This is a genomic window from Pseudomonas sp. R3-18-08 (assembly GCF_003852065.1).
Taxonomy (GTDB): Bacteria; Pseudomonadota; Gammaproteobacteria; order Pseudomonadales; family Pseudomonadaceae; genus Aquipseudomonas.
Map to the genome: position 1 here is coordinate 5,500,312 of NZ_CP027729.1, position 15,396 is coordinate 5,515,707.

The 15,396-nt window shown below is 60.5% G+C and carries 14 protein-coding genes; 3 read left to right on the forward strand and 11 right to left on the reverse strand.

Annotated features, from left to right (window positions below; translation table 11 throughout):
• The first annotated feature begins 195 nt into the window (after positions 1-195).
• A complete protein-coding gene (locus C4J92_RS25385) occupies positions 196-834 on the forward strand; it encodes an HD domain-containing protein (RefSeq protein ID WP_124405598.1) in 639 nt (212 codons plus the stop codon).
• A gap of 196 nt (positions 835-1,030) precedes the next feature.
• On the opposite strand, the gene C4J92_RS25390 is transcribed toward C4J92_RS25385, so the two are convergent.
• From C4J92_RS25390 to C4J92_RS25420, 7 genes are all read right to left on the reverse strand, one after another.
• On the reverse strand, positions 1,031-1,915 hold the full coding sequence (locus C4J92_RS25390; RefSeq protein WP_124405599.1) for an ABC transporter permease subunit: 885 nt from the start codon (positions 1,913-1,915) through the stop codon (positions 1,031-1,033).
• Complete coding sequence (locus tag C4J92_RS25395) at positions 1,912-2,832, reverse strand: ABC transporter permease subunit (protein ID WP_057014223.1); 921 nt, start codon at positions 2,830-2,832, stop codon at positions 1,912-1,914. Before C4J92_RS25395 ends, C4J92_RS25390 begins: the two co-directional genes overlap by 4 nt.
• The gene (locus tag C4J92_RS25400; RefSeq protein WP_065893882.1) at positions 2,829-3,971 is read right to left on the reverse strand and encodes an ABC transporter ATP-binding protein; all 1,143 of its coding nucleotides are present in this window, start codon (positions 3,969-3,971) and stop codon (positions 2,829-2,831) included. The genes C4J92_RS25395 and C4J92_RS25400 overlap by 4 nt, the downstream gene beginning before the upstream one ends.
• A 65-nt stretch (positions 3,972-4,036) precedes the next feature.
• A complete protein-coding gene (locus tag C4J92_RS25405; RefSeq protein WP_124405600.1) occupies positions 4,037-5,131 on the reverse strand; it encodes a polyamine ABC transporter substrate-binding protein in 1,095 nt (364 codons plus the stop codon).
• Positions 5,132-5,350: 219 nt separating this feature from the next.
• Entirely contained in the window at positions 5,351-6,445 is a 1,095-nt protein-coding gene (locus tag C4J92_RS25410) for a polyamine ABC transporter substrate-binding protein (RefSeq protein ID WP_124405860.1), read from the reverse strand.
• A 193-nt stretch (positions 6,446-6,638) separates the two neighbouring features.
• Positions 6,639-8,003 (reverse strand): aspartate aminotransferase family protein, encoded by a 1,365-nt coding sequence (locus C4J92_RS25415; RefSeq protein ID WP_124405601.1) that lies wholly within the window; start codon positions 8,001-8,003, stop codon positions 6,639-6,641.
• A 58-nt stretch (positions 8,004-8,061) separates the two neighbouring features.
• Positions 8,062-9,420 (reverse strand): glutamine synthetase family protein, encoded by a 1,359-nt coding sequence (locus C4J92_RS25420; RefSeq protein WP_124364870.1) that lies wholly within the window; start codon positions 9,418-9,420, stop codon positions 8,062-8,064.
• A gap of 610 nt (positions 9,421-10,030) precedes the next feature.
• Between C4J92_RS25420 and C4J92_RS25425 the strand changes: the two genes are divergently transcribed.
• Positions 10,031-11,407 carry a glutamine synthetase family protein gene (locus C4J92_RS25425; RefSeq protein WP_124364871.1) on the forward strand — a complete coding sequence of 459 codons (1,377 nt, stop codon included), beginning with the start codon at positions 10,031-10,033 and terminating at the stop codon, positions 11,405-11,407.
• Between the two features lie 272 nt (positions 11,408-11,679).
• On the forward strand, positions 11,680-12,255 hold the full coding sequence (locus C4J92_RS25430) for a TetR/AcrR family transcriptional regulator (RefSeq protein ID WP_124405602.1): 576 nt from the start codon (positions 11,680-11,682) through the stop codon (positions 12,253-12,255).
• 150 nt (positions 12,256-12,405) lie between these two features.
• On the opposite strand, the gene C4J92_RS25435 is transcribed toward C4J92_RS25430, so the two are convergent.
• The 4 genes from C4J92_RS25435 to ssuD are packed head-to-tail and all read right to left on the reverse strand — an operon-like array spanning position 12,406 to position 15,389.
• Positions 12,406-12,621 carry a molybdopterin-binding protein gene (locus C4J92_RS25435; protein WP_003176783.1) on the reverse strand — a complete coding sequence of 72 codons (216 nt, stop codon included), beginning with the start codon at positions 12,619-12,621 and terminating at the stop codon, positions 12,406-12,408.
• Positions 12,622-12,639: 18 nt separating this feature from the next.
• Entirely contained in the window at positions 12,640-13,446 is an 807-nt protein-coding gene (gene ssuB / locus C4J92_RS25440) for an aliphatic sulfonates ABC transporter ATP-binding protein (RefSeq protein ID WP_124368748.1), read from the reverse strand.
• Positions 13,443-14,231 (reverse strand): aliphatic sulfonate ABC transporter permease SsuC, encoded by a 789-nt coding sequence (gene ssuC / locus C4J92_RS25445; protein ID WP_124372216.1) that lies wholly within the window; start codon positions 14,229-14,231, stop codon positions 13,443-13,445. The genes ssuB and ssuC overlap by 4 nt, the downstream gene beginning before the upstream one ends.
• A 9-nt stretch (positions 14,232-14,240) precedes the next feature.
• Complete coding sequence (gene ssuD, locus C4J92_RS25450; protein WP_124364875.1) at positions 14,241-15,389, reverse strand: FMNH2-dependent alkanesulfonate monooxygenase; 1,149 nt, start codon at positions 15,387-15,389, stop codon at positions 14,241-14,243.
• Positions 15,390-15,396: the final 7 nt, after the last annotated feature.

The window sequence follows — 15,396 nt, forward strand, 5'->3', positions numbered from 1 at the left end:
CAGTCAGTACATGTCTGACTGACCCACCGCCATCGGGAGCAAGCCCCCTCCCACAGTTTGATTGTCGCAGGCCTTACCCTAGCCGATTTTGCCTTGGCACGATGTGTCGGCACATTGGCCGGGATCGCTCCCTCGCCGCCATAGCGCTCGCACGCAAGCACGACCAGACTGGATGCTTCCCAGAGGAGAGCCCCCATGAGCACCACCATCGCCGGTATCAAGATCCCCGACAGCGCCCTGGCCAGGGCCACCACTGAATACATCCGCGACATCGAGTCCGACCTGCTCTACCACCACTCCCGCCGGGTATTCCTGTTCGGCGCATTGAGCGGTGAGCGCATGCAGTTGGCGTACAACCCGGAGTTGCTGTACGTCGGCGCAATGTTCCACGACCTCGGCCTGGTGGAAGGCCATCGCAGCGCCGATGAACGCTTCGAAGTGGACGGCGCCAACGCGGCGGCCGCTTTCCTCAAGCCTTATGGGCTCAGTGATGACGATATCGAACAGGTATGGCTGTCCATTGCCCTGCACACCACGCCGGGTGTGCCGCAGCATCTGCGCCCGACCGTGGCGCTGGTGACGGCAGGGGTGGAGATGGACGTGCTGGGCCTGGACTACGCCGCGTTCAGCAACGTGCAGCGCGAAGCGGTGGTGCATGCGCATCCACGCGGTGAGGGATTCAAGGAATGCATCATCTGCGCGTTCGCCGATGGCTTGCGTCATCGCCCGCAGACCACGTTTGGCAACGTGAAGACCGACGTGCTGGTGGATCAGGAGCCGGGGTTCAAGCCGATGAATTTTGTTGAGGTGATTCGCACCTCACCCTGGACTTGATCGTTCCCACGCTCTGCGTGGGAATGCAGGCCAGGACGCTCCGCGTCAGCTTCTAAAAGCGTGACGCAGAGCGTCACAGGAGGCGCTCCCACGCGGAGCGTGGGAACGATCATGGCGGTGTATCAGTATCAGGTGTGCTGACTGACACTCAGCAATCGGGGGCAAGCCCCCTCCCACATTTGGACCTCACCAGGCTTCAGACCGGTGCGGGCGCCCGGCGCGCGTCCGGCTGTTTCCAGCCATCCGCCGCCGCTTCTTCAATCGCTTGCTGGATAGCTTTCTTGCGATGTTCCTCGGCCCGACGGCTGAAGAACCACACCAGAAAGGTCACCAGCGACACCGCCAGCAGAATCAGGCTGGCCACCGCGTTGATCTCAGGTTTGACCCCAAGGCGCACGGCCGAGAACACTTCCATCGGCAAGGTGGTCGAACCCGGGCCCGAGACGAAGCTGGCCAATACCAGGTCATCCAGCGACAGCGCGAACGACATCATGCCGCCCGCCGCCAGCGATGGCGCGATCATCGGGATGGTGATCAGGAAGAACACCTTCCACGGCCGTGCGCCCAGGTCCATCGCCGCTTCTTCGATCGACAGGTCCAGTTCACGCAAGCGTGCCGACACCACCACCGCCACATATGCCGCGCAGAAGGTGGTGTGGGCGATCCAGATGGTGACAATGCCACGCTCCTGGGGCCAGCCGATCATCTGCGCCATGGCCACGAACAGCAGCAACAGCGACAGGCCGGTGATCACTTCCGGCATCACCAGCGGCGCCGTGACCAGGCCGCCGAACAGCGTGCGTCCCTTGAACTGGCTGATGCGCGTCAGCACGAACGCCGCCAGCGTACCCAGCGCCACCGCCGCCACCGCCGTGTAGCAGGCGATTTCCAGGGAACGCGCCACCGAGCCCATCAACTGGGTGTTGTCCAGCAGGCCCACGTACCACTTGATCGACCAACCGCCCCACACCGTCACCAGCTTGGATTCGTTGAACGAGTAGATCACCAGGATCAGCATCGGCAGGTAGATGAACAGCAACCCCACGATCAGCATGAAGCTGGAGAAACGAAAGCGCTTCATATCTTGCCCTCCAGCTCTTTGGCCTGGCTGCGGTTGAACAGGATGATCGGCACGATCAGGATCGCCAGCATCACCACGGCCAATGCAGAGGCCACCGGCCAGTCACGGTTGTTGAAGAATTCTTGCCACAGCACTTTACCGATCATCAGGGTTTCCGGGCCGCCGAGCAGTTCAGGAATCACGAACTCACCCACCACCGGGATAAACACCAGCATGCAGCCGGCGATGATGCCGTTCTTGGACAGCGGCACGGTGATTTTCCAGAAGCTGTTGAAGGTGCTCGAACCCAGGTCCGATGCCGCTTCCAGCAGGCTCTGGTCGTGTTTGACCAGATTGGCGTACAGCGGCAGGATCATGAACGGCAGGTACGAATAGACCACGCCGATATACACCGCGATATTGGTGTTGAGGATCTGCAGCGGTTCGTTGATCAGCCCCATGGACATCAGGAAGCCGTTGAGCAAGCCGTTGTTGCTGAGAATGCCCATCCACGCATAGACGCGGATCAGGATCGCGGTCCAGGTCGGCATCATGATCAACAGCACCAGCACCGTTTGCATTTCCTTGCGCGCGGTGGCGATGGCGTAGGCCATCGGGTAGCCGATCAGCAGGCACAGCAGCGTGCTGAAAAAGGCCATCTTCAGCGAGCCCAGGTACGCGGCGATGTAGAGCTCATCGCCCGCCAGCAAGCTGTAGTTGGCCAGGTTCAGCACCACTTGCAGCTTTTGCTCAACGTAGGTGTAGATCTCGGTGTAGGGCGGAATCGCCACATCGGCTTCGGCAAAGCTGATTTTCAGCACAATGAAAAACGGCAGTGCGAAAAACAGGAACAGCCAGAGGAAGGGAATCCCGATGACCACCTGCTTGCCACTGGGCACGATGCGATCCAAGCGCCGCTTGAATTTCTTCATGTTCATGAGCGAAGTACCACGCCGCTGTCGTCTTCCCACCAGACGTACACCTGGTCGCCCCAGGTTGGGCGCTGGCCACGGCGTTCGGCGTTGGCGACGAAGGACTGCACCAGCTTGCCGCTCGGCAGCTCCACATAGAACACCGAGTGGCCGCCCAGGTAGGCAATGTCGTGGACTTTGCCGCTGGACCAGTTGTGCTCGCAGGTCGGCATCTGGGTTGTGACCAGCAGTTTTTCCGGGCGGATGGCGTACGTCACCGACTTGTCTTCCACTGCGGTGGCGATGCCGTAGCCCACGTAGATATCGCGGTCCAGGTCCGGGCACTTGAGTACGGCGTGGCCTTCGGCATCGTCCACCACTTGGGTGTCGAAGATATTGACGTTGCCGATGAACTCGCACACCAGGCGGCTGGTGGGCGTTTCGTAGATGTCGATCGGGCTGCCGATCTGGGCGATCCAGCCCAGGTGCATGATCGCGATGCGCTCGGCCATGGTCATGGCCTCTTCCTGATCGTGGGTCACCATCACACAGGTCACGCCGACGCGTTCGATGATCTCGACCAGCTCCAGTTGCATCTGCGAGCGCAGCTTCTTGTCGAGGGCGCCCATCGGCTCATCGAGCAGCAGCAGTTTCGGGCGCTTGGCCAGGGAACGGGCCAGGGCCACACGCTGGCGTTGGCCGCCGGACAACTGGTGCGGCTTGCGCTTGGCGTACTGGCTCATCTGCACCAGCTTGAGCATCTCGGCCACGCGAGCGTCGACTTCAGCCTTGGGGATCTTGTCCTGTTGCAGGCCGAAGGCGATGTTCTGTGCCACGGTCATGTGCGGAAACAAGGCGTAGGACTGGAACATCATGTTGATCGGCCGCTCGTAGGGCGGCATGTCGGTGATGTCCACACCGTCGAGGTAGATGCGGCCTTCGGTCGGGCGCTCGAAGCCTGCGAGCATGCGCAGCAAGGTGGACTTGCCCGAACCCGAACCGCCGAGCAAGGCGAAGATCTCGCCTTTCTTGATTTCCAGGGACACATCGTCCACCGCAATCGTCTCGTCGAACTTCTTCGTGACCCGGTCGATTTTGACCAACACCTTTTTCGGTGTCTGGTCGCCCTCGAGGGCTTTCTTATAGGCGCCGGAGGCAACTGCCATTTACGAAACTCCCAAAAAAAGAGTACAGCTCGCCCGGTGCAGGCGAACCTTGAATAGTTTGAGCCTTACTTGCCCGTCTTGACCTTGGTCCAGCTACGGGTCATTAAACGCTGCACGTTCGGGGGTAGCTCGAAGTTGACGAATGTCCGGTCGAGAACCGCCTGCGGTGGGTAAACCGCTGCGTCGGTGCGTATCGATTGCTCCATCAGTTTGTCCGCCCCGGGGTTAGGGTTGGCATAACCGACGTAATCACTGACCTGAGCGATCACTTCAGGTTGCAGCAAATAGTTGATGAAGGCGTGAGCCTCTTTGACATTGGCAGCGTCCTTGGGGATCGCCAGCACGTCAAACCACAGGTTGCCGCCTTCTTTGGGAATCGCGTAGGCGATGTTCACGCCTTTGCCTGCCTCGCTTGCGCGGGCCTTGGCCTGGAACACATCACCGGAGAAACCGGCCGCCACGCAGATATTGCCGTTGGCCAGGTCCGAGATGTATTTGGAGGAATGGAAGTAGGTTACGTAGGGCCGTACTTTCAGCAGTTTTTCCTCGGCCTTCTTGTAGTCCGCCGGGTTGGTACTGTTAGGGTCCAGGCCCATGTAGTTGAGCACGGCCGGCAGCATTTCATCGGCCGAGTCCATGAACGAAACGCCGCAGGTGGCGAGTTTCTTCATGTTTTCCGGTTCGAACAGCATGGCCCAGGAGTCGATCTTGTCGACGCCCAGCACCTGCTTCACTTTGTCGACGTTGTAACCGATGCCGTTGGTGCCCCACAGGTACGGCACGGCGTAGGCATTGCCCGGATCATTTTTCTCAAGACGCTTGAGCAATGCCGGGTCGAGGTTGGCGTAGTTCGTCAGCAACGACTTGTCGAGCTTCTGGAACGCCCCGGCCTTGATCTGCTTGCCCAAAAAGTGGTTGGACGGCACCACCACGTCGTAACCGGTACGCCCGGCGAGCAGCTTGCCTTCCAGGGTTTCGTTGGAATCGAACACGTCATAGACGGGCTTGATGCCGGTGGCCTTTTCGAAGTTGGCCAATGTGTCGGGGCCGATGTAGTCCGACCAGTTATAAACATGCACGGTCGGTGCGGCCTGCACGCTGACAGCCAGCGTGATACCTGCACCCACCAGCAAGGCTTTGCGAAATAAAGAAATTGGCAAGTGGAGGTCCTCTTAAATAGTTGGCCCTAGAGTTGTTGCCCGGCAACAAAACCGGCGCGCAACTTACCCTCGATAAACCGATCCGGCAAAACTTTCTTTCATTTAACTGTAGGAGCGAGCTTGCTCGCGAAGGTCGCCAACGATCATGCGGGGCATCAGGCACCCCGCAGCGCTCTTGAAATTTTCGCGAGCAAGCTCGCTCCTACAGGTTTTATGCCTTTATTTACCGGATTTGATCTTGGTCCAGCTGCGCGTCATTTCACGCTGGGTCGCAGCCGGCAAGTCCGCAATCGCGTAGAGCTTGGCCTGCACTTCTGCCGACGGGTAGATGCCCGGGTCGCTGGTGATGTCTTTGTCGACCAGCGCCGTGGCCTTCTCGTTGCCGTTCGGGAAGCGCACGCTGTTGGTGATCGACGCCATGACTTCCGGCTTGAGCAGGTAGTTCATGAATGCGTAGGCGGCCTCGACGTTTTCAGCATCTTTCGGGATGGCGACCATGTCGAAGAAACTGCCGGCGCCTTCTTTCGGAATGTCGTAGGCCACTTTGACTTTGCCACCGGCTTCAGCCGCACGGGACTTGGCCTGCTGGATGTCACCCGAGTAACCCACGGCCACGCAGATGTTGCCGTTGGCCAGGTCCGAGATGTACTTGGACGAGTGGAAGTAGCCAATCGACGGGCGGATTTTCAGGAACAGGTCTTCGGCTTGCTTGAGGTCGGCCTTCTTCTGGGTGTCGGTCGGCAGGCCCAGGTAATGCAGCGCGATCGGCAGCATTTCGGTCGGCGAGTCGAGGAAGCTCACGCCGCAGCTTTTCAGCTTGGCGATGTTTTCCGGCTTCATCAGCACATCCCACGACTCGATCTTGTCCACGCCCAGCGCGGCCTTGACCTTCTCCGGGTTGTAGCCGATACCAATCGAGCCCCACATGTACGGGAAGGCGTGCTTGTTGTCCGGGTCGCTGACCGACACGGCCTTAAGCAGGGATTTGTTCAGGTTGCTGTAGTTGGGCAGCTTGGACGTGTCCAGCTCCTGGTAGACACCGGCCTTGATCTGCTTGGCGAGGAAGTTGTTCGACGGTACGACGATGTCGTACCCGGACTTGCCTGCGAGCAACTTGGCTTCCAGGGTCTCGTTGCTGTCGAACACGTCGTACACCACCTTGATGCCGGACTCTTTTTCAAAGTTGGCGACGGTGTCCGGTGCAATGTAGTCGGACCAGTTGTAGACGTGCAGCACTTTATTGTCCGCCTGGGCCGCGCTCGCCATTGCGCCCATCAGGGACAAGGCGAGGAGGGTCTTGCCAGCGTTCTTCAAACCTAATGCCTTCATTGGGTGATGCTCCGATTTTTTCTTTTTGGGGCCGCAAGTTGTAGGTGTTTCGGGCCCAGCCAAAGGGCAACAAAACAGGACGACAGTCTGGCAAGTTCGGGGGCCCGCTTTCAACAGGCCCCCACATTTATCTACACAGTCGCAGCACCCGAAAGCCGCTGCGCACTGAGCCTAGCACTTAGCCCTGCAATGCCGCCAAAGTCAGGTCCAGGCACTGGCGGGCCTTGGTCACCAGTTCGTCGATTTCGGCCTGGCTGATCACCAGCGGCGGCGAAATGATCATGGTGTCGCCCACGGCGCGCATGATCAGGCCATTTTCGAAGCAGAACGTGCGGCAGATCATGCCCGCGCCCTTCCCTTCGTAACGCTTGCGCGTGGCCTTGTCCTGCACCAGCTCGATCGCTCCGAGCATGCCCACGCCGCGCACTTCACCCACCAGTGGATGGTCCGCCAGCTCCCTCAGACGTTTCTGCAAATACGGTGCCGTTTCGTCATGTACACGGTTAACGATTTTTTCATCGCGCAGGATGCGGATGTTTTCCAGGGCCACCGCCGCCGCCACCGGGTGCCCGGAGTAGGTGAAACCGTGGTTGAAATCGCCGCCTTCGTTGAGCACGGCCACCACATCGTCGTGCACGATCAGGCCGCCCATGGGCACGTAGCCCGAGGTCAGGCCTTTGGCGATGGTCATCATGTGGGGCTTGAGGTCGTAGAAATCGCTGCCGAACCACTCGCCGGTACGGCCGAAACCGCAGATCACTTCGTCGGCGACAAACAGGATGTCGTACTTGGCGAGGATTTCCTTGATGCGCGGCCAGTAGCTGTCGGGCGGCACGATCACGCCACCAGCGCCCTGGATCGGCTCGGCAATAAAGGCACCGACCGTGTCCACGCCCAGCTCCAGGATCTTCTCTTCCAACTGGTTGGCGGCCCAGATCCCGAATTCGTCAGGGCTCATGTCGCCGCCTTCGCCAAACCAGTACGGTTGGGCGATGTGGGTGATGCCTGGGATCGGCAAGTCGCCCTGTTCATGCATGTAAGTCATGCCGCCCAGGCTGGCGCCGGCCACCGTGGAGCCGTGGTAGCCATTCTTGCGGCTGATGATGGTTTTCTTGTTGGGCTGGCCTTTAATCGCCCAGTAGTGGCGGACCATGCGCAACATGGTGTCGTTGCCTTCGGAGCCGGAACCGGTGAAGAACACGTGGTTCATGCCCGCGGGTGCGACGTCGGAAATGACTTTGGCCAGCTCAAGTACCGGCGGGTGAGCGGTCTGGAAGAACAGGTTGTAGTACGGCAGTTCTTTCATCTGCCGGGCGGCGGCGTCTGCCAGTTCATCACGACCGTAGCCGATCGCCACGCACCACAGGCCGGCCATGCCGTCGAGGATCTTGTTGCCTTCGCTGTCCCACAGGTAAACGCCGTGGGCTTTGGTGATGATCCTTGGGCCTTTCTCTTTCAATTGCTTGAAGTCGCTGAACGGCGCCAGGTGGTGATCATTGCTCAAGGCTTGCCATTCACGGGTTTGCGGGTTGTTGCTGGACATACCGATCTCCTAGACATTTCAGGTGGGGGCGCGCTGTTCCAGCAGCGCGCCCGGCGCATCAGACGGCAAAGAGCAGGAATTCCCGCTCCCACGAACTGATCACGCGCTTGAAGTTTTCATGCTCGGCCCGCTTGACCGCGACGTAGCCGGTGATGAACTTCTGACCCAGGTATTTCTCGATGGTCTTGCTGTTTTCCATGCGTTCCAGCGCGTCTTCGATGGTCAACGGCAGGCGCAGGTTGCGTCGCTCGTAGCCACGCCCCACCACGGGTGCGCTCGGGTTATGGCCTTCGACCATGCCGATGTAGCCACACAGCAAGCTGGCGGCAATCGCCAGGTACGGGTTGGCATCGGCGCCCGGCAAACGGTTTTCCACGCGGCGGTTCTGCGGGCCGGCATCCGGTACGCGCAGGCCCACGGTGCGGTTTTCTTCGCCCCACTCCACGTTCACCGGCGCCGAGGTGTCGGGCAGGAAGCGGCGGAACGAGTTCACGTTGGGGGCGAATAAAGGCAGCAATTCGGGGATGAATTTCTGCAGGCCGCCAATGTGATTGAGGAACAGTTGGCTCATGGTCCCGTCTTCATTGGAGAAGACGTTCTTGCCGGTGGCGATCTCGATAATGCTCTGGTGCAAGTGCATCGCGCTGCCGGGCTCGCCGGTCATCGGCTTGGCCATGAAGGTGGCGGCCACGTTGTGCTTGAGCGCCGCTTCACGCATGGTGCGCTTGAACACCAGGATCTGGTCGGCCAGGGACAGCGCATCGCCGTGACGGAAGTTGATTTCCATCTGCGCGGTGCCGTCTTCGTGGATCAGCGTGTCGAGGTCCAGTTCCTGCAGCTCGCACCAGTCGTAGACGTCTTCGAACAATGGGTCGAATTCGTTGGCGGCTTCTATAGAGAAGGACTGGCGGCCCGTCTCCGGGCGACCGGAGCGGCCGATTGGCGGTTGCAGCGGGAAGTCCGGGTCTTCGCAGCGCTTGGTCAGGTAGAACTCCATCTCCGGCGCCACGATGGGCTGCCAGCCGCGGTCGGCGTAGAGCTTGAGGACCTTCTTGAGCACGTTGCGCGGCGACAGCTCGATCGGGTTGCCTTGCTTGTCGTAGGTGTCGTGGATCACCTGGGCGGTCGGCTCGATGGCCCACGGCACCAGGAACACCGCGTTCTGGTCGGGGCGGCAGATCATGTCGATGTCGGCCGGGTCGAGCAATTCGTAATAGATGTCGTCTTCGACATAGTCGCCGGTCACGGTCTGCAGCAGAACGCTCTCGGGCAGGCGCATGCCTTTTTCGGCGATGAACTTGTTGGTCGGCGAGATCTTGCCCCGGGTGATACCGGTGAGGTCGCCAATCATGCATTCGACTTCTGTGATCTTGTGGTCTTTCAACCAATCGGTGAGCTGGTCGAGGTTGTTACTCATAAATGCCTCTGGGCTGGGTTTCCTGGCATCCATTAAAAGGCCAGGCGTTGGTTGACGCAGCATCCGCGTCGTTTTGTTCACTCAGGGTAGGAGCTTACCTGCCATTTGCTGCAGCGTTGCATTCCTCACGCCAAACTTGTGCAGAATCATGAGCAGCACTCTGCATTGGCGCTGCCTAGGGGCACCGTCGAGACAAACGAAGGGAAAAAGAGAGGGTTGGCCCAAGCGTCAAGAATATTGGCCGGTGCGCAGGGATACACGCTGCAGGAATAAACGGAACACACAGCCTGGCTGAAGCAGGCCAAGACGCCAGTTGGCGGCAGGCGAGACATGAAGCACCCCGGTATTATTGCTGTTATGGGTTTGAATCGAGCTTAGCCTTGTTCATTTTTTTACACAACACCCCCGTAAAAAATACAACACGGCCCGCTCAAGCCTGCAGGTCCCAAGACCCTCAAACCCAAAAAACCGCCCCAAAAAGCCCCAAAAAAGGCGCCCTGGCGCTTTTTCAGGGCAAAAAAGGCCTCGCTTGACTTCGGCATGCCGTTCGGGTTGACTGAAACCAGAAAAGATCAATGATTGATATTTTTAACAACAAAGGTGTTGCATCATGTCGGTACCCCCGCGTGCCGTTCAGCTTAACGAAGCGAACGCGTTCCTTAAGGATCATCCTGAGGTTCTGTACGTAGACCTTCTAATTGCGGATATGAATGGTGTGGTGCGCGGTAAGCGCATCGAACGCACCAGCCTCCACAAGGTTTACGAGAAGGGCATTAACCTGCCTGCCTCTTTATTTGCCCTGGATATCAACGGCTCTACGGTGGAAAGCACCGGCCTGGGCCTGGACATCGGTGATGCTGACCGAATCTGTTATCCAATCCCCGACACCCTGTGCAATGAGCCCTGGCAAAAGCGCCCGACCGCGCAACTGCTGATGACCATGCACGAACTGGAAGGTGAACCCTTCTTCGCCGATCCGCGCGAAGTGCTGCGCCAAGTCGTGAGCAAGTTCGACGACATGGGCCTGACCATCTGCGCCGCCTTCGAGCTTGAGTTCTACCTGATCGACCAGGAGAACGTGAACGGCCGGCCACAACCGCCTCGCTCGCCGATTTCCGGCAAACGCCCGCACTCGACACAGGTCTACCTGATCGACGACCTCGACGAATACGTCGACTGCCTCCAGGACATTCTGGAAGGTGCCAAAGAGCAAGGCATCCCGGCCGACGCCATCGTCAAGGAAAGCGCCCCGGCGCAGTTCGAAGTGAACCTGCACCACGTCGCCGACCCGATCAAGGCATGCGACTACGCGGTACTGCTCAAGCGCCTGATCAAGAACATCGCCTACGACCATGAGATGGACACCACCTTCATGGCCAAGCCTTACCCAGGCCAGGCAGGCAACGGTTTGCACGTACACATCTCCATTCTGGACAAGGACGGCAAGAACATCTTTGCCAGCGAGGATCCCGAGCAGAACGCCGCATTGCGTCACGCGATCGGCGGTGTGCTCGAGACCCTGCCCGCCCAAATGGCGTTCCTGTGCCCCAACGTCAACTCCTACCGTCGTTTCGGCGCACAGTTCTACGTGCCGAACTCGCCGTGCTGGGGCCTGGACAACCGCACCGTGGCGATTCGCGTACCGACCGGCACTGCCGATTCCGTGCGTATCGAACACCGCGTGGCGGGCGCCGACGCCAACCCTTACCTGCTGATGGCTTCGGTCCTGGCGGGTGTGCACCACGGTCTGACCAACAAGATCGAACCGGGCGCCCCCGTGGAAGGCAACAGCTACGAGCAGAACGAACAAAGCCTGCCGAACAACCTGCGCGATGCCCTGCGCGAGTTGGATGACAGCGAGGTGATGGCCAAGTACATCGATCCTAAATACATCGATATCTTCGTCGCCTGTAAGGAAAGTGAGCTGGAAGAGTTCGAACACTCCATCTCCGACCTTGAGTACAACTGGTATCTGCATACCGTTTAAGCGGTTGCTGGATAAAAAAACGCCGCAGGCCTTATGGCCTGCGGCTTTTTTATGGGGTTCTTCCGGTAGACCGAGTTGGCCGCATCGGGAGCAAGCCCCCTCCCACAGTTGATCTGTGAATACATTCAAAATGTGGGAGGGGGCTTGCTCCCGATGGCGCTCTGGCAGACAACACACCTTCCTGCTCATACAATGCGCTTTGCCTTGTAGGAGACTTCCATGCCCCCCGCCCCGCCGCCCTTCGCAAACCCCGCGCCCGCAGCCAGGCCCGGATCGACGCGATCCTGGACGCCGCCCGCGCCTTGCTGGCGGCCGAAGGCGTGGCCGGCTTGTCGATCTACAGCGTGGCCGAACGGGCGCAGATCCCGCCCTCGTCGGTGTACCACTTTTTCGCCGGCGTGCCGGCGTTGCTGGAGGCATTGACGGCGGATGTGCACGCAGCCTTCCGCGCGGCCATCCAGGCGCCCATCGAACATGACTCGCTCCAGACCTGGCGCGACCTGTCCTGCATCGTCGAACAGCGCATGCTCACCGTCTACAGCAACGATGCCGCCGCCCGCCAGTTGATCCTGGCCCAGCATGGCTTGACCGAAGTCACCCAGGCGGATCGTCAGCATGACCTGGAATTGGGCGATCTGATGCTCGACGTGTTCAATCGCCATTTCGAAGTGCCGACGCTACCCGACGATGTGGATGTGTTCGCCCTGGCATTGGAGCTCAGTGACCGCGTGTATGCGCGTTCGGTGCATCAGCATGGGCAGATTACGCCGCGCATGGCGGAGGAAGGGATGCGGGTGTTTGATGCGTACGTGGGGCTTTATTTGCCGGTGTATTTGCCTAAGCGGTGAGTCTTGTGTTGGCAGGGCCGGCCTCATGATGATCGTTCCCACGCTCTGCGTGGGAATGCATCCCGTGACGCTCTGCGTCACTTTTATGCAGCGGGGACGCGGAGCGTCCCAGGCGGCATTCCCACGCAGAGCGTGGGAACGATCAAACAGTCACAGTTTGGCGATCGACACCTCGGTCGATTTTACGAAGGCAATCACTTCACTGCCAATCACCAACTCCAGCTCCTTGACCGAGCGAGTGGTGATCACCGAGGTGACGATGCCGGACGCCGTCTGCACATCGATTTCCGACAACACGTCGCCCACCACGATTTCCTTGATGGTGCCTTTGAACTGGTTACGCACGTTGATGGCTTTGATAGTCATGACTTTTTCCTCTGCGAGTTATTGAGCCCAACGCAATTGCGTCGGCAGCGGTGAAACAGGTTCGGGTTCCGGCGGTGAGCCGGGCAGCGACAGCACGCGGTTGAGCACTTCGGCTTCCAGCGCAGCCAGGCGATGTGAACCTCGGGCGCGGGGACGGGGCAGGTCCACCATCAGGTCCAGGCCGATTTCGCCGTCTTCGATCAGAATGACCCGGTCGGCAATCGCCACGGCTTCACTCACGTCATGGGTGACCAGCAGCACGGTAAAGCCGTGTTTGCGCCACAGGTTTTCGATCAGTTGCTGCATCTCGATACGTGTCAGGGCATCCAGCGCGCCCAGCGGTTCGTCAAGCAGCAACAGACGCGGCTGGTGAATCAGGGCCCGCGCCAATGCGACGCGCTGCTTCTGGCCACCGGACAAGGCCGCCGGCCACTCCTCGGCGCGCTCGGCCAGGCCTACCGCCTCCAGCGCTTGCAACGCCTTGGGGCGCCAGTTGCCCGTAAGGCCCAGGCCGACGTTGTCGATGATCTTTTTCCACGGCAGCAAGCGCGCTTCCTGGAACATCAGCCGCGTGTCTTCGATTGCCTCATGCAGCGGCGCAGAACCCGCCAGCAGCTCGCCGCCACTGGCCTTGTCCAGCCCCGCCAGCAGGCGCAACAAGGTACTTTTGCCGCAGCCGCTGCGGCCGACCACCGCCACGAATTGGCCGGCCGGGATATGCAGGTCGATGTCCTTGAGCACTTCACGCGCGCCAAAGGATTTGCGCAATTTGCGCACCGCCAGGGGGATGCCCTTGAGCAGGCGCGGGGGTTGTTGAGCCGTCATGCCGCACCTCCCTTATTCACTTGATAGGCCGGATGCCAGCGCAGCCACACCCGTTCCAGGCCTCGCGCTGCCAGGTCGGCCAGCTTGCCGAGGATCGCGTACATCACGATGGCCAGCACCACTACGTCGGTCTGCAGGAACTCGCGGGCGTTCATCGCCAGGTAACCGATGCCGGAACTGGCCGAGATGGTTTCCGCCACGATCAGCGTCAACCACATAAAGCCCAGGGCAAAGCGCACGCCCACCAGGATCGACGGCAACGCGCCCGGCAGGATCACTTGCCAGAACAGGCTGAAGCCGGACAAGCCGTAGCTGCGCGACATTTCCACCAGCGCCGGATCGACGTTGCGGATGCCGTGGTAAGTGTTCAGGTAGATCGGGAACAACGTGCCCAGGGCCACCAGGAAAATCTTCGCGGTCTCGTCAATCCCGAACCACAGGATCACCAAGGGAATCAGCGCCAGGTGCGGCACGTTGCGGATCATCTGCACCGAGCTGTCCAGCAGGCGCTCGCCCCACTTCGACAGGCCGGTGATAAAGCCCAGGGCCAGGCCGATGCTGCCACCGATCACAAAGCCCAGGCCCGCGCGCCAGCCGCTGATCGCCAGGTGCGTCCAGATTTCGCCGCTGCGGACCAGGTTGATGCCAGCCTCGATGACCGCACTGGGCGCCGGCAGAATGCGCGTCGACAGCCAACCCGCCGTCACCGACAACTGCCACACCGCCAGCAATAGAATCGGCAGCACCCAGGGCGCTACGCGGTGGCTGATTTTTTCCAGGTTCATGGCGCCCCCTCAGCTCTGCGATGCAGCTTTGGGAAGGATGTCGTTGGCCACCATCTCGCCGAACGGGCTGACGTAGCCGGCACTTTTCGGTAGTTCGGGACGTTCGATATCCAAGTGCGGGAACAGCAGTTCCGCGACCCGATACGACTCTTCCAGGTGGGGATAACCGGAGAAGATAAAGGTGTCGATGCCCAGGTCTGCGTATTCCTTGACCCGTGCCGCAACCGTTGGGCCATCGCCCACCAGCGCAGTGCCCGCACCGCCGCGCACCAGGCCGACCCCGGCCCACAGGTTGGGGCTGACCTCCAGGTTGTCGCGACTGCCGCCATGCAAGGCCGCCATGCGCTGCTGGCCCACCGAATCGAAGCGCGCCAGGGACGCCTGGGCGCGGGCGATGGTTTCGTCGTCCAAGTGGGAGATCAGTTTATCGGCGGCTTTCCAGGCCTCCTCGTTGGTTTCACGCACGATCACATGCAAGCGAATACCGAAGCGCAGGGTGCGCCCAAGCTTGGCGGCCTTGGCCCGTACCTGTTCGATCTTTTCCGCTACCGCAGCCGGGGGTTCGCCCCAAGTCAGCACCATTTCCACCTGTTCGGCGGCCAGGTCCTGGGCCGCTTCGGACGAACCGCCGAAATAGAGCGGCGGGCGTGGCTGCTGGATCGGCGGGTAGAGCAACTTGGCGCCTTTGACGCTGATGTGCTCGCCGTCGTAATCCACGGTCTCGCCTTCCAGCACGCGACGCCAGATGCGCGTGAATTCCACCGACGCCTGGTAGCGCTCCTCGTGACTGAGGAACAAGCCGTCGCCGGCCAGTTCTTCCGGGTCACCGCCGGTCACCAGGTTGAACAGCGCACGGCCACCGGACAGGCGGTCCAGGGTCGCCGCCTGGCGCGCGGCCACCGTCGGGGAAATGATCCCGGGGCGCAGCGCAACCAGAAACTTCAAACGCTGGGTCACCGGAATCAGCGAGGCAGCCACCAGCCACGAGTCTTCGCAGGAGCGCCCGGTGGGGATCAACACCCCACCGAAGCCCAGGCGGTCAGCGGCCTGGGCGACTTGTTGCAGGTAACCGTGATCGACGGCGCGAGCGCCTTCGGCGGTGCCAAGGTAATGACCGTCGCCGTGGGTAGGCAGGAACCAGAAAATATTGAGGCTCATGGAGTTG

What these genes read in the sequence shown, in the direction of transcription:
- C4J92_RS25385 (WP_124405598.1), top strand. Translation starts at nt 196, where the DNA reads ATGAGCACCACCATCGCCGGTATCAAGATCCCCGACAGCGCCCTGGCC.
- C4J92_RS25390 (WP_124405599.1), bottom strand. Translation starts at nt 1,915, where the DNA reads ATGAAGCGCTTTCGTTTCTCCAGCTTCATGCTGATCGTGGGGTTGCTG.
- C4J92_RS25395 (WP_057014223.1), bottom strand. Translation starts at nt 2,832, where the DNA reads ATGAACATGAAGAAATTCAAGCGGCGCTTGGATCGCATCGTGCCCAGT.
- C4J92_RS25400 (WP_065893882.1), bottom strand. Translation starts at nt 3,971, where the DNA reads ATGGCAGTTGCCTCCGGCGCCTATAAGAAAGCCCTCGAGGGCGACCAG.
- C4J92_RS25415 (WP_124405601.1), bottom strand. Translation starts at nt 8,003, where the DNA reads ATGTCCAGCAACAACCCGCAAACCCGTGAATGGCAAGCCTTGAGCAAT.
- C4J92_RS25420 (WP_124364870.1), bottom strand. Translation starts at nt 9,420, where the DNA reads ATGAGTAACAACCTCGACCAGCTCACCGATTGGTTGAAAGACCACAAG.
- C4J92_RS25425 (WP_124364871.1), top strand. Translation starts at nt 10,031, where the DNA reads ATGTCGGTACCCCCGCGTGCCGTTCAGCTTAACGAAGCGAACGCGTTC.
- C4J92_RS25435 (WP_003176783.1), bottom strand. Translation starts at nt 12,621, where the DNA reads ATGACTATCAAAGCCATCAACGTGCGTAACCAGTTCAAAGGCACCATC.
- ssuB (WP_124368748.1), bottom strand. Translation starts at nt 13,446, where the DNA reads ATGACGGCTCAACAACCCCCGCGCCTGCTCAAGGGCATCCCCCTGGCG.
- ssuC (WP_124372216.1), bottom strand. Translation starts at nt 14,231, where the DNA reads ATGAACCTGGAAAAAATCAGCCACCGCGTAGCGCCCTGGGTGCTGCCG.
- ssuD (WP_124364875.1), bottom strand. Translation starts at nt 15,389, where the DNA reads ATGAGCCTCAATATTTTCTGGTTCCTGCCTACCCACGGCGACGGTCAT.